Here is a 12612-nt window from a genome sequence, read left to right as displayed (position 1 = left end):
TGTACACTCCGGCTCAACGAAACCACCACTCCACGAATCACCTGTTTAGATCCTGCGAGGTTTGCCATGGCTGACTACAAAGCGCCGCTGCGCGATATGCGCTTCGTCCTCAATGAAGTGTTCGAGGTCGCCAAGCTCTGGGCCGAACTGCCGGCGCTGGCCGAGACCGTCGACGCCGAGACCGTCGAAGCGATTCTCGAAGAGGCCGGCAAGGTCACCAGCAAATGCATCGCGCCCCTGAGCCGCGCCGCCGACGAAGAAGGCTGCCATTGGGCCGACGGTGCCGTCACCACGCCGGCCGGTTTCCCGCAGGCTTACCAGACCTACGCCGAAGGCGGCTGGGTCGGCGTCGGCGGCGATCCGGCCTACGGCGGCATGGGCATGCCCAAGGCCGTGTCGGCCCAGGTCGAGGAAATGGTCAACTCCGCCAGCCTCGCGTTCGGCCTGTACCCGATGCTGACCGCCGGCGCCTGCCTGTCGATCAACGCCCACGCCAGCGAAGAGCTGAAGGCCGCGTACCTGCCGAACATGTACGCCGGGGTCTGGGCCGGTTCCATGTGCCTGACCGAGCCGCACGCCGGCACGGACCTGGGCATCATCCGCACCAAGGCCGAGCCTCAGGCCGACGGCACCTACAAGGTCAGCGGCACCAAGATCTTCATCACCGGCGGCGAGCACGACCTGACCGAGAACATCATCCACCTGGTGCTGGCCAAGCTGCCGGACGCGCCGGCGGGCCCGAAAGGCATTTCGCTGTTCCTGGTGCCGAAGTTCCTGGTCAACGCCGACGGCAGCCTGGGCGCGCGCAACCCGGCCAATTGCGGCTCGATCGAGCACAAGATGGGCATCCAGGCCTCCGCCACCTGCGTGATGAACTTCGACGAAGCCGAAGGTTATCTGGTCGGCGAGCCGAACAAGGGCCTGGCCGCGATGTTCACCATGATGAACTACGAGCGTCTGGGCGTCGGCATCCAAGGCCTGGCCACCGGCGAGCGTTCCTACCAGAACGCCCTCGAATACGCCCGTGACCGCCTGCAGAGCCGTGCGCCGACCGGCGCGCAGAACAAGGACAAGGTCGCCGACCCGATCATCGTCCACCCGGACGTGCGCCGGATGCTGCTGACCATGAAAGCCTCGAACGAAGGCGGCCGCGCGTTCTCCACCTATGTGGCGATGCAACTGGACACCGCCAAGTTCAGCGAAGACGCCACGACCCGCAAGCGTGCGGAAGACCTGGTGGCGCTGCTGACGCCGGTGGCCAAGGCGTTCCTCACCGACCTGGGCCTTGAGACCACCGTCCACGGCCAGCAGGTCTTCGGCGGCCACGGCTACATCCGCGAGTGGGGCCAGGAGCAACTGGTGCGTGACGTGCGCATCACCCAGATCTACGAAGGCACCAACGGCATCCAGGCGTTGGATCTGGTGGGGCGCAAGATCGTCGGCAGCGGCGGTGCGTTCTACAAGCTGTTTGCCGATGAGATCCGCCACTTCACCGCGACCGCCGACGCCGGCCTGGCCGAATTCACCCAGCCGCTGAACGCGGCGGTCGATACCCTCGACGAACTGACGTCGTGGCTGCTGGACCGTTCGAAAACCAACCCGAACGAAATCGGTGCGGCCTCGGTCGAATATCTGCAAGCGTTCGGTTACACCGCCTATGCCTACATGTGGGCGTTGATGGCCAAGGCCTCGCTGGGCAAAGAGGCGCAGGACGATTTCTACGCGAGCAAGCTCGGCACCGCGCGGTTCTACTTCGCCCGCCTGCTGCCGCGGATCCACTCGCTGAGCGCCTCGGTGAAGGCCGGCAGCGAGTCGCTGTACCTGCTGGACGCGGCGCAGTTCTGAGCCTTTCGCGTCATGTAAGCTTTCGCTTACATGACGTGCCGCTTTTCTCCCCTATCCGCAGATTGGATCCAGAGCTAATCTACTTTCCATGGACGTCGCGCAGGAAGCGCAAAGCAACAACACGGACACGTAGGATTCTGCCAGGGTGGCGGAGTGAAATGGATGTCAGGGAAACAGTCTGCAAAGCCCCGCTTCGGCGGGGTTTTCTTATGCCCGCAGAAAAGTTTCCTGATGCCGCATCGAGGTCTCTTGCGGCCTACAGCGTGCGGTCCTCCCGCTGCATCACCTCTTCCAGCAATGTTCGCAGCAAGGTCATCGAAGCCTGCTGGCGTTGCACGTCGCGGCACACCAGCCCCACCGTCAGCGGCACCCGCGGTTCGCTGAGCGGTTTCCACAGCAGGCCCTGATCGTCGTATTCCTGTTGCGAGCGACCAGGCAGCACCGTCGCCAGCCGCGTGTGGTGCAGGCTGTCGAGAATCCCCACCATGTTGTTCAGCTCCGCCTGCACCTGCGGGCGCCGCCCGAGGCGGGTCAGCTGCGCCTGCCAGATCTGGCGGATCTGGAACTCTTCCCCCAGCAGCAACATCGGCAGTTCGGCGGCCTGGCTCATCGAGACTTTCTTGAATTCACGCAACGGATGATCCGCCGGGATGACCAGCGTCAGTTCGTCTTCGTACAGCTTCACGCCATGCAGCCCCGGCTGACGCGGCGGCAGGTAGCTGATGCCGATGTCCAGCGAGCCGTTGAGCAGGCGCCGTTCGATCTCCAGCCCCGTCAGTTCGTAGATCTGCACCACCAGATGGGGCTGGGCCTTGCGCACCCGTTCGAGCATCTGCGGCACCAGGCTGGTGTGCACGGTCTGCAGCACGCCGATGGCCAGGGTGCGCAGGGCCTGGCCCTTGAAGTTGCCCAAGGCTTCCCGCGCCCGCTGCAGGCCGTCGAGCAACGGCAAGGCGTGGTTGTACAAGGTGTGGGCGGCGAGGGTGGGCAGCAGGCGTTTGCTGCTGCGCTCGAACAGGGTGACGTCGAGGTGCTGTTCGAGCTGACGGATCTGCTGGGACAGGGCCGGCTGGGAGATCGACAGACGCTCGGCTGCCCGCCCGACGTGCCCTTCCTCGTAGACCGCGACGAAATAACGCAGTTGTTTGAAATCCATAAGCAATACTTATCGAAAATGCTGGTAAATCGAAATGGCCCGACGTCGGGAACCGGCCTAGTCTAACCGCATTCACAGGGCTTGCAGGGCCGGAAAGGGCAATGACCAGCGTTTGTTTCAACCGTGTTTGCATAGGCAGTTCAAAAAACCTCGAGCGAGGTTTTTTCCAATGACACTGTTTGGTTTGCGGCGTCCGGCACCGAGCCTCGATGACCTGGCTTTCGAGGCCGGCCAGGCCGAAGCCGGCGACGGCTTGAGCGCCGAACGCCTGATGTCCGGCGTCGAACGTCCGCAGCAGGTGTTCGTGCGCGGCCAAGGCTCGTGGCTGTGGGACAGCAACGACCGCGCGTACCTGGACTTTTCCCAGGCCGGCGGCGCCAACAGCCTCGGCCACAGCCCTTCGGCCCTGGTCAAGGCCATCGCAGGGCAAGCCCAGGCCTTGATCAACCCCGGCTTCAATCTGCTCAACCGCGGCATGCTCAGCCTCGCCGAGCGGCTGTGCGCCAGCACCGCCAGCGATCAGGCCTACCTGCTCAACAGCGGCAGCGAAGCCTGCGAGGCGGCGATCAAACTGGCGCGCAAATGGGGGCAACGGCACCGCGGCGGCGCCTCGCGGATCATCGTGGCCCGCCAGGGTTGCCACGGGCGCAGCCTGGCGACGATCTCGGCGTCGGACAGCGCCAACCTGACCAACCGTTTCGCACCGCTGCTGCCGGGGTTCGACCTGGTGCCGTTCAATGACCTGCCGGCGCTGCACGCGGCGGTGGACGCGCAGACCGTGGCGATCATGCTTGAGCCGATCCAGAGCGATGCCGGAGTGATTCCCGCCAGCGAGCAATACCTCAAGGGTGTCGAGCGGCTGTGCCGCGAGCTGGGCATCCTGCTGATCCTCGATGAGGTGCAGACCGGCATCGGCCGCTGCGGCACCTTGCTCGCAGAGCAGGCCTTTGGGGTGCGCGCCGACATCGTCGTGCTCGGCAAGGGCCTCGGCGGCGGCGTGCCGCTGGCGGCCCTGCTGGCGCGGGGCACCGCGTGCTGCTTCGACGCCGGCGAACTGGGCGGCACCCATCACGGCAATGCGCTGATGACCGCTGCCGGGCTGGTGGTGCTCGACTGCGTGCAGGATCGCGCCTTTCTCCAGCACGTGAACGACAACGGCCAGCACCTGCGCGAAGGCCTGGCTCGGCTTGCGCACCGTTACGGGCACGGCGAGCTGCGCGGTCAGGGTCTGTTCTGGGGGCTGAGCCTGTCGGACGAATCGGCGGATGCTGTCGTCAAAGCCGCTTTGCATGAAGGCCTGCTGCTCAACGCGCCGCAACCGGACTGCCTGCGCTTCACCCCGGCGCTGACGGTCAGTCAGGCCAACATCGACGAGATGCTGGTGCGCCTGGCCCGGGCCTTCTCCCGGGTGCGCACGGCGCAGGTGCAATGCCGCAAAGGGATTGCCGTCTGAGCTGAGTGTCCCACCCGAATTCAAGAACCGTCTCGCGGTATAACGCACGCCTCACGCCTGATTCTTTTCGCGTGGGGCGTTTTTTTTCGTCGTGGGCGGCGATTGCACTGAACCCCGGACCTGGGGCGCCGGTCGATTGGCTTGTACGGCTTGCGCCGACCCCAACCCGATCAGGAGCTGCCCATGGACTTCATCCGCATCATCATCGCCATCATCCTGCCGCCGCTGGGGGTGTTCCTTCAGGTCGGGTTCGGCGGCGCGTTCTGGCTGAACATTCTGTTGACGTTGTGCGGGTACATTCCGGGGATCGTGCACGCGGTGTACATCATCGCCAAGCGTTGAGCGCTTCGGCGCCTGACTGACCCCATCGCGAGCCTGCTCGCGGTGGGGTCAGTCCGTCGAATCCATCAACCGCCGATAGAACGCCCATTCCTGCTCCAGCGCATGGGCCTGGTTGGCGGCGCGGCGGAAGCCGTGGCGCTCATCGGCGTAGTAGTGCGCCTCGACCGGGATGCCGTTGCGCTCCAGCGCCGCGACCATGTCGCGGGTCTGCTGCGGCACCACGACCGCATCCAGCTCACCCTGAAAGAAAATCACCGGCACGCCGATGTTGCCCGCATGCAGCAGGGGCGTGCGGGCGGCGTAGCGTTCGGCGTCCCGCTGCGGATCGCCGATCAGCCAGTCGAGGTAGTCGCCCTCGAACTTGTGGGTCGCCCGGCCCAGCGCCACCGGGTCGCTGACCCCGTACAGGCTGGCCCCGGCGCGGAACACCCGGTGGAACGCCAGGGCGCACAAGGTGGTGTAGCCGCCGGCGCTGCCGCCGCGAATGAACGCACGTTCGCCGTCGATCATGCCGCGTCCGGACAAGTAAGCCACCACCGCGCAGGCATCCTCGACATCCACCTCGCCCCAGTTCAGGTGCAGAGCCTGCCGATACTCACGGCCGTAGCCGCTGCTGCCCCGGTAGTTGAGGTCGGCGACGGCGAAGCCGCGTTGCGTCCAGTACTGGATGCGCGGATCGAGGATCGGGTAGCAGGCCGATGTGGGGCCGCCGTGGATGAACACCACCAGCGGCGGTCGGGCGTCGCCGTTCATGGCCGGGTAGAAGAAGCCGTGGGCCTCGCCGCCAGCGCTGGGGTAGCGCAGGGTCTGCGGTTGGCTGATGTGTTCGGCGGGCAGCGGCGCAGCGCCGCCGGCCAGCACGGTCACGGCGCGGGAGGCCCGGTCGATGGCGATGACCGCCGAGGGGCTGACCGGGGAAGCGGCGATGGCGTAGATACGGCGCTCATCCAACGCGAGATGACGGAAGCGGCTGTAATCGCCGGTGAAGTCTTCGCCATCGAGTGCCAGACGACCGAAGCCGCCTTCGCTCCAACTGGCCAGAAACGCCTCGCCCTGCGGCAGCCAGGTGCAGCCGCCCATCTGCCAGGGCGCCGGGGCGTGGTCGGCCTCGGCGCTGGCCAATGGCTGCAAGCCCTGCGCGGACTCGACCCATGGCTGCCAATGCCCGCCACGGTCGGTCAGGCACCCCAGCCGTCCGTCCGCATCGAAGCGCGGTTGCTGGATCGACTCTTCAGGCCCGTCCCCGGCGATGCAGCGTGCTGCGGCAAAGCCCTGCGCCGTGCGTTCGGCCACCATCAACCGGGTCGACGTCCACGGCTGATGCGGCCGGCTCCACTCGATCCAGGCCAGGCGCCGGCCGTCGGGGCTCAGGATCGGCGCGGCGTAGAAGTCCGCGCCTTTGGCCAGCACCTGCCGATGGCCGTCAGCCAGACCGACGGCCACCAGACGGTGCCGATCGCGCTGCTCTTCGACCGCCAGCACCTGGCCGTCATGGAAACCCAGGTCGCCATAGCGGCACTCGCCGGAGGTCAGCGCTTCGGGCGCCCCTTCCAGCGTCTGGCGGTACAGCTGCTGATCCGCCTCGTTGACGAACACCACTCCGTCATCCGTCAGGCAAAACGCCCCGCCGCCGTATTCGTACACGCGGCTGCGCACGCTGAACCCGGGCGGGGTCAGGCATCGGGCCTGCCCGTCCCGCCAGTGCCAGATCCGGCACGCGGCGTCCTGGGGGCGGTATTCGTTCCAGAACAGGCCGAGGGCGCCCAGCTGCAGCTCGGCGAAATCCACCCCGGCGGTGACGGCGGCGGTGGCGCTGAAAGGTTCAGCCCTTGGCGATGAGGCGCGAGTTTCGTTCATTGCGAAAGGCCAGTTGGTCGATGGTCTGGGTGGCGTGCTCGGCCTCTTCGCGGGCGGCCAGGATCACGCCGTGGTGTGTGGACTTGCTGCACACCGGGTCGGCGTTGCTCGCATCGCCGGTGAGCATGAAGGCCTGGCAGCGGCAGCCGCCGAAGTCCTGTTCCTTCTCGTCGCAGGAGCGGCACGGCTCGGGCATCCAGTCGTAGCCGCGAAAGCGGTTGAAGCCGAACGAGTCGTACCAGATGTGCTGCATGCTGTGGTCGCGCACATTGGGGAACTGCACCGGCAACTGCCGGGCGCCGTGGCAGGGCAGGGCGGTGCCGTCCGGCGTGACCGTCAGGAACAGGCTGCCCCAGCCGTTCATGCAGGCCTTGGGGCGTTCTTCGTAGTAGTCCGGGGTGACGAAGATCAACTTGCACGGGTGCCCTTCGGCCTCCAGTTTGGCGCGGTACTCGTTGGTGATGCGTTCGGCGCGCACCAGTTGCTCGCGGGTCGGCAGCAGGCCGACGCGGTTGAGCTGCGCCCAGCCGTAGAACTGGCAGGTGGCGAGCTCGACGAAGTCCGCCTCCAGCGCCAGGCACAGCTCGATGATGCGGTCGATCTTGTCGATGTTGTGCCGGTGGGTGACGAAGTTCAGCACCATCGGATAGCCATGGGCCTTGACCGCCCGGGCCATCTCCAGCTTCTGGGCGAAGGCCTTCTTCGAGCCGGCCAGCAGGTTGTTCACCTGCTCGTCGCTGGCCTGAAAGCTGATCTGGATGTGGTCGAGGCCGGCTTTCTTGAAGTCGCTGATCTTCTGCTCGGTGAGGCCGATGCCGGAGGTGATCAGGTTGGTGTAGAAGCCCAGCTTGCGCGCCTCGCCGATCAGTTCGGCGAGGTCCTGGCGCACCAGCGGCTCGCCCCCGGAAAAGCCCAGTTGCGCCGCGCCCATTTCCCGCGCCTCGCGGAACACCTTGAACCACTGTTCGGTGCTCAGTTCCTGGCCCTGCTGCGCGAAGTCCAGCGGGTTGGAGCAGTACGGGCATTGCAGCGGGCAGCGGTAGGTCAGCTCGGCGAGCAGCCACAGCGGCAGGCCGACCTCGGGTGTGGGCGGCACCTGCACCGATGGTTCAGGCAAGGGTGATCCAGTGCTCTGCACGGGCAACCTCCATGAATTGCTCGATGTCGTCACCGAGCTCCGGCACGCCGGGGAACTGCTGCGCGAGGGTGTCGATGATCGCGGCGACATTCCGCTCGCCATCGATCAGGCCGCCGATCAGCGCGGCGCTGTCGTTGAGCTTGATCATGCCTTCGGGGTACAGCAGCACGTGGCCTTTCTGCGCCGGCTCGTACTGGAAGCGGTAGCCGGGGCGCCAGTGCGGGGTCAGGCTGCGGTCGAAGCTCATAGGGTGATTCCTTTATGCCAGACCCGTTCTCCGGTCACGCTGTGATACGGCGGGCGGTTCAGTTCGTAGGCCATGCTCATGGCGTCGAGCATGCTCCAAAGGATGTCCAGTTTGAACTGGAGAATTTCCAGCATGCGTTCCTGGCCCTCGCGGGTCCTGTAGTGCTCCAGGGTGATCGCCAGGCCGTGTTCCACGTCCCGACGCGCCTGGCCCAGGCGGGTGCGGAAGTATTCGTAGCCGGCCGGGTCGATCCACGGGTAATGCTGGGGCCAGCTGTCGAGGCGCGACTGGTGGATCTGCGGCGCGAACAGCTCGGTCAGCGAGCTGCTGGCGGCTTCCTGCCAACTGGCGCGGCGGGCGAAGTTGACGTAGGCGTCGACCGCGAAGCGCACGCCGGGCAGCACCAGTTCCTGGGAACGCAACTGATCCGGGTCGAGGCCGACCGCTTGGCCCAGGCGCAGCCAGGCTTCGATGCCGCCGTCCTCGCCGGGCGCGCCGTCGTGGTCGAGCAGGCGCTGGATCCACTCGCGGCGGATCTCGCGGTCCGGGCAGTTGGCCAGGATCGCCGCGTCCTTCAGGGGAATGTTCACCTGATAGTAGAAGCGGTTGGCGACCCAGCCCTGTATCTGCTCGCGGGTGGCGCGGCCTTCATACATCGCCACGTGGTACGGGTGATGGATGTGGTAATAGGCGCCCTTGGCGCGCAGCGCCGCCTCGAATTCGGCGGGGGACATCGGGGTGTCGGTCATGTCGGTTCTCCGGGAACAACCGTTGGATTCTTGGGGGCCTGTCAGGACGCCTTCGCCGGCAAGCCTGCTCCCACAGGTTTTGTGTGCACCACGGAACCTTGCGGGAGCTGGCTGGCCAGCGATGATGCCATCGACTACAGCACCAGGCTCATGCCGTCATAGGCCACTTCGACCTCGCGCCGCGCCAGCTCCGCCCGCTCCGGCGAATCCTCGTCGAGGATCGGGTTGGTGTTGTTGATGTGGATGAGCACCTTGCGCTGCCGGGGCAATTGCTCCAGCACTTCGAGCATGCCGCCGGGGCCGTTCTGGGCCAGGTGGCCCATCTCGCGGCCGGTGCGGGTGCCGACGCCGCGGCGCTGCATCTCGTCGTCGTCCCACAGCGTGCCGTCCACCAGCACGCAGTCGCTGCCGGCCATGATCTCCAGCAGGGGCGCATCGACCTTGCCCAGCCCCGGGGCGTAGAACAGCTTGCCGCCGGTGTTCAGGTCTTCGACGATCAGGCCGATGTTGTCGCCCGGGTGCGGGTCGAAGCGGTGCGGCGAGTACGGCGGCGCGGCGCTGCGCAGGGGCAGCGGGGTGAAGCGCAGGTTCGGGCAGGCGGCGATGGTGAAGCTCTGGTCGAGCTCGATGCGGTTCCAGTCCAGGCCGCCGTTCCAGTGCTTGAGCATGGTGAACAGCGGGAAACCGGTGCTCAGGTCTTCGTGGACCATGTCTGTGCACCAGACCTGGTGCGGGCAGCCTTCGCGCAGGCTGAGCAGGCCGGTGGTGTGGTCGATCTGGCTGTCCATCAGGATGATCGCGCCGATGCCGGTGTCGCGCAGGGCCCGGCCCGGCTGCATCGGGGCGAAGCCCTGGAGCTGGGCGCGGATGTCCGGCGAGGCGTTGCACAGCACCCAGTTCACGCCGTCGTCGGAGATCGCGATGGACGATTGGGTGCGGGCCCGGGCATTCAGGCTGCCGTCACGAAAACCGGCGCAGTTGACGCAGTTGCAGTTCCACTGCGGAAAACCGCCGCCGGCGGCCGAACCCAGAATCTGGACAAACATGAGCGCTCCATCATTTCAACGCGGAAAACAAAACGCCCCGGCGGGCCGAGGCGTTGCACTGCTGTGTTCTGCCTGGGGCAGGACTCAGCGGCTGGCGAAGTACATGGTGACTTCGAAGCCGATGCGCAGGTCGGTGTAGGCCGGTTTGGTCCAGGACATAAGGTGACTCCTCAATGGGTTTCGGGTGGTTGAGACAGCGCTATCCATAGGTATAGTCCACGGCAGCGCAATGACGTTCAAAATAGTTAGGCGGCTATGTTACTCAAAATTTCAGAGGCTTTGCCCGTGAATCTGCGAGAAAGCTCATTGCAGCTCAGGTAATGATCATTCTGCCGTTCGCCACGGCTCGCCCGGCGAAGGGCTGTTGGCCAGGCAGCGCCAGCCGCCTTCGGCCCGGATCAGGCGCTGCGCGGCGGCGAGCAGGGCCGGGCGCTCCAGGCGCTCGAGGGCGGCGGCCAACTGCGTCAGATAATCCGACGGATGGCCGGCCAGCCTGGCCTGCCACAGCAGCTCGGCGGCGTCCTTCAGGGCGAGGCTTGCGGCGCCGAACTGATCGGCCAGCGCCTGGCGCTGTTGCAGGAACGCTTGATCGTCGAGGTTTGCGACGAGCGCCGCGAGCGTGTCCATGAACTGCCGGATGTGTTCGAGCAACCCGGCCGGCGCAACGCTCGGCGACTGCACGCCGAACAGCAGCCCGGTCTGGCCGTGCACCGAGCGGATCCCGCTGAACACGGCATAACCCAATTGCAGCTCGACCCGCAGGCGTTGGTAGAACGGCGTCTGGCCGATGTGGGCCAGCAGGCGCCAGGCCGCTTCGTCGTCGAGTCCGTGGCGGGCGGCCGGGCAGAACAGCAGCAGCGCGTGCTCGCTGGATGCGGTGTCGAGGTGAGCCCAGAGCCGTTCGCCGTTGATCGCCGGCAGCGGCGGCAATTGATTGTCCGCGGTGCCCGGGATTCGGCTCAGGGCCAGGCCCATGGCCGACTGCGTCCTGGCGTTGAGGCCGAGGGCCAGACCGTCCCAGCGCGCCGTTGTCCACAGGTGCGCGGCGTCGTCAGCGCTGCCGGCGGATGCCAGGCCTTGCTCCGGCAACGCCTTGAGCAACTGGCGGATCGGCATCAACGGCCCGTCCGGTTCGGCCGGCAGGACATCGCCGGCCGTTTGCGTCAGCGTTTGCAGCGCAGACTCGAGAACCGCCGGCATCGGCTCCTGCAGGCCGGTGAGTTTCAGCAGCCATTGATTCCCCGTTGTCGCGAAGGTCAGCTCGACCCCGGCCTGACGCGCGTCCTCGCTCACGTCTTCCAGCGCCCGTTGCAGCTTCGCCGGCAGCCCATCGGCCGGGGCCGATGCGAGCGCCCAGCGCAGAAACACCGCGCCTTCTTCGCCGGTATCCGGCAAGGCCTGGCTGAACTGCATCGCTGAGCGCTCCCGGCGGCTGCGCGAACGGTCCTGGGCAAAGGTGCGCAGGCCGCGGTGGGCGCTGGTCTGGCCGCGGATCAGGTTGGCGTTGGCCAGGGGCGGCGCCTCGCGCAGGAACGGATTGGCGGCGGGCAGATGCCAGCGGTCGCTGAAGTTATCCACAACGCCGAGCTGACGGAGAACTTGCTCCAGCGCTGCGGCGCCGGCATCGGACAGGCCGCTTTCCAATTGCTCGCTGTCCGCCCGAGCCGATTGCAGCGCACCGCTGACCTGTTGCCGGCGTTGCAGCAGCGTCGCGTATTCCTTGCGCAACGCCGGCCAGTCCCGCTGCGCGGCAAAGAAGCTCAACCAGTCGTGCAGCGCTTCGACGAGGGTGTCGGCGCCAGCGGCGGGCGCGCTGAACTGCACATGCAGCAAGGCTTGCCCGCCGAAGCGGTACAGCGGCTCGGCCTTCAGGCCTTGCGCCAATCCCTGATGGCGCAGGTGGGCGAGCAGCCCGCCGGGCTTGGCGTTGTTCAGCCAATGGCAGAGGAACGCCAGCGCTTCGGCGGATTCGTCCGGCAGGCCCTCAAGAGCGAACAACTGGTGCAGTCGCCCTTCGCCGGCCTGTTGATAACTTTTCGCCGAGCCGGCCATCAAGGGCACGGGAGCCGTCTGGGCAATGTTATCCCCAGCCGGCAGCGCCGCGGCGAACTGCCGGGCCAGTGCCTGCAACGCTTCGAGGCTCTGCGGGCCGACCAGGCTCAGGGTCATCTGGCCGGTGCGGTAGCAGCGCTGATGGAAGGCCTTCAGCGCCTGCTGAAATTCTGTCTGCGTCACCGCCAGGCTGTCCCGGTTGCCGGCATGGAACCCGCGCAGCGGATGGTCGGCCGCCAAACCTGCGTACAGCGCCTGTTGCTGCTGGGCCGCCGCATCCTGCGACCAGGCGACGAATTCCGCGTGCAGCACTTCCCGTTCGCGCAACTGATCGTCCGGATTCATGCAGGGATGGGCGAGCATGTCCGACAGACGCTCAAGCCCGCCGGTGAAGGACGCGGTCGGCAGCTCAACGAAAAAGTCCGTGGTGCGTTCGCGGGTGCTGGCGTTCACCTGGCCGCCGTGGCTCTGCACGTAGGCCATCAGCCCATCGTGCGCAGGAAAGCGCTCGGTGCCGAGAAACAGCAGATGCTCCAGGAAATGCGCCATTCCCGGCCATGCTAACGGCACGTCATGGCTGCCGGCGGCCACCCGCAGCACGGCGGCGCTGCGCGTCAGGCCGGGCACATGGCGCAGGGTCACGCGCAAGCCGTTGGCCAGGGTTTCGGTGTGGGGGCGGGGATGAGTCGGCGCAGGCATGGGCACTTCCAGAACGGTGAGGTGCCCA

General features: G+C 66.6%; 11 protein-coding genes. 3 read left to right on the top strand and 8 right to left on the bottom strand.

Going from position 1 to position 12612, the window contains the following annotated elements:
* Positions 1-66 precede the first annotated feature (66 nt).
* On the top strand, positions 67-1845 hold the full coding sequence (locus tag ACIP0B_RS03810; RefSeq protein ID WP_400829913.1) for an acyl-CoA dehydrogenase C-terminal domain-containing protein: 1779 nt from the start codon (positions 67-69) through the stop codon (positions 1843-1845).
* A 256-nt stretch (positions 1846-2101) separates the two neighbouring features.
* Here ACIP0B_RS03810 and ACIP0B_RS03805 read toward each other — a convergent pair whose 3' ends face one another.
* On the bottom strand, positions 2102-3001 hold the full coding sequence (locus tag ACIP0B_RS03805) for a LysR family transcriptional regulator (RefSeq protein WP_400829912.1): 900 nt from the start codon (positions 2999-3001) through the stop codon (positions 2102-2104).
* A gap of 169 nt (positions 3002-3170) precedes the next feature.
* Here ACIP0B_RS03805 and ACIP0B_RS03800 point away from each other — a divergent pair, with 169 nt between their 5' ends.
* A complete protein-coding gene (locus tag ACIP0B_RS03800) occupies positions 3171-4454 on the top strand; it encodes an aspartate aminotransferase family protein (RefSeq protein WP_400829910.1) in 1284 nt (427 codons plus the stop codon).
* A 183-nt stretch (positions 4455-4637) separates the two neighbouring features.
* A complete protein-coding gene (locus ACIP0B_RS03795; RefSeq protein ID WP_065259115.1) occupies positions 4638-4796 on the top strand; it encodes a YqaE/Pmp3 family membrane protein in 159 nt (52 codons plus the stop codon).
* Positions 4797-4844: 48 nt separating this feature from the next.
* On the opposite strand, the gene ACIP0B_RS03790 is transcribed toward ACIP0B_RS03795, so the two are convergent.
* The 7 genes from ACIP0B_RS03790 to pqqF all read right to left on the bottom strand — a co-directional run bounded on the left by ACIP0B_RS03790 (position 4845) and on the right by pqqF (position 12584).
* Complete coding sequence (locus tag ACIP0B_RS03790) at positions 4845-6653, bottom strand: prolyl oligopeptidase family serine peptidase (protein ID WP_400829908.1); 1809 nt, start codon at positions 6651-6653, stop codon at positions 4845-4847.
* Complete coding sequence (gene pqqE / locus ACIP0B_RS03785) at positions 6619-7791, bottom strand: pyrroloquinoline quinone biosynthesis protein PqqE (protein ID WP_400829906.1); 1173 nt, start codon at positions 7789-7791, stop codon at positions 6619-6621. Before pqqE ends, ACIP0B_RS03790 begins: the two co-directional genes overlap by 35 nt.
* Positions 7763-8038 (bottom strand): pyrroloquinoline quinone biosynthesis peptide chaperone PqqD, encoded by a 276-nt coding sequence (gene pqqD / locus ACIP0B_RS03780; RefSeq protein ID WP_400829904.1) that lies wholly within the window; start codon positions 8036-8038, stop codon positions 7763-7765. Before pqqD ends, pqqE begins: the two co-directional genes overlap by 29 nt.
* Positions 8035-8787: a pyrroloquinoline-quinone synthase PqqC gene (pqqC, locus tag ACIP0B_RS03775; protein WP_400829902.1), complete on the bottom strand. Its 753-nt coding sequence runs from the start codon at positions 8785-8787 to the stop codon at positions 8035-8037. The genes pqqD and pqqC overlap by 4 nt, the downstream gene beginning before the upstream one ends.
* A gap of 134 nt (positions 8788-8921) precedes the next feature.
* Positions 8922-9833, bottom strand: a complete 912-nt coding sequence (pqqB, locus tag ACIP0B_RS03770; RefSeq protein WP_400829901.1) for a pyrroloquinoline quinone biosynthesis protein PqqB — start codon at positions 9831-9833, stop codon at positions 8922-8924.
* A gap of 84 nt (positions 9834-9917) precedes the next feature.
* Positions 9918-9992 (bottom strand): pyrroloquinoline quinone precursor peptide PqqA, encoded by a 75-nt coding sequence (gene pqqA, locus ACIP0B_RS03765; RefSeq protein ID WP_003422658.1) that lies wholly within the window; start codon positions 9990-9992, stop codon positions 9918-9920.
* 165 nt (positions 9993-10157) lie between these two features.
* A complete protein-coding gene (gene pqqF, locus ACIP0B_RS03760; protein WP_400829899.1) occupies positions 10158-12584 on the bottom strand; it encodes a pyrroloquinoline quinone biosynthesis protein PqqF in 2427 nt (808 codons plus the stop codon).
* Between the last annotated feature and the right edge of the window lie 28 nt (positions 12585-12612).

The sequence above is a fragment of the Pseudomonas sp. NPDC089534 genome (assembly GCF_044749305.1).
Lineage (GTDB): Bacteria > Pseudomonadota > Gammaproteobacteria > Pseudomonadales > Pseudomonadaceae > Aquipseudomonas > Aquipseudomonas ekonensis.
Note: the sequence above shows the minus strand (reverse complement) of the source record. Positions and strands in the feature narration are given on the sequence as shown.

Coding starts and splice junctions, on each gene's coding strand:
- ACIP0B_RS03810 (WP_400829913.1), top strand. CDS start 67: ATGGCTGACTACAAAGCGCCGCTGCGCGATATGCGCTTCGTCCTCAAT.
- ACIP0B_RS03805 (WP_400829912.1), bottom strand. CDS start 3,001: ATGGATTTCAAACAACTGCGTTATTTCGTCGCGGTCTACGAGGAAGGG.
- ACIP0B_RS03800 (WP_400829910.1), top strand. CDS start 3,171: ATGACACTGTTTGGTTTGCGGCGTCCGGCACCGAGCCTCGATGACCTG.
- ACIP0B_RS03795 (WP_065259115.1), top strand. CDS start 4,638: ATGGACTTCATCCGCATCATCATCGCCATCATCCTGCCGCCGCTGGGG.
- ACIP0B_RS03790 (WP_400829908.1), bottom strand. CDS start 6,653: ATGAACGAAACTCGCGCCTCATCGCCAAGGGCTGAACCTTTCAGCGCC.
- pqqD (WP_400829904.1), bottom strand. CDS start 8,038: ATGAGCTTCGACCGCAGCCTGACCCCGCACTGGCGCCCCGGCTACCGC.
- pqqC (WP_400829902.1), bottom strand. CDS start 8,787: ATGACCGACACCCCGATGTCCCCCGCCGAATTCGAGGCGGCGCTGCGC.
- pqqB (WP_400829901.1), bottom strand. CDS start 9,833: ATGTTTGTCCAGATTCTGGGTTCGGCCGCCGGCGGCGGTTTTCCGCAG.
- pqqF (WP_400829899.1), bottom strand. CDS start 12,584: ATGCCTGCGCCGACTCATCCCCGCCCCCACACCGAAACCCTGGCCAAC.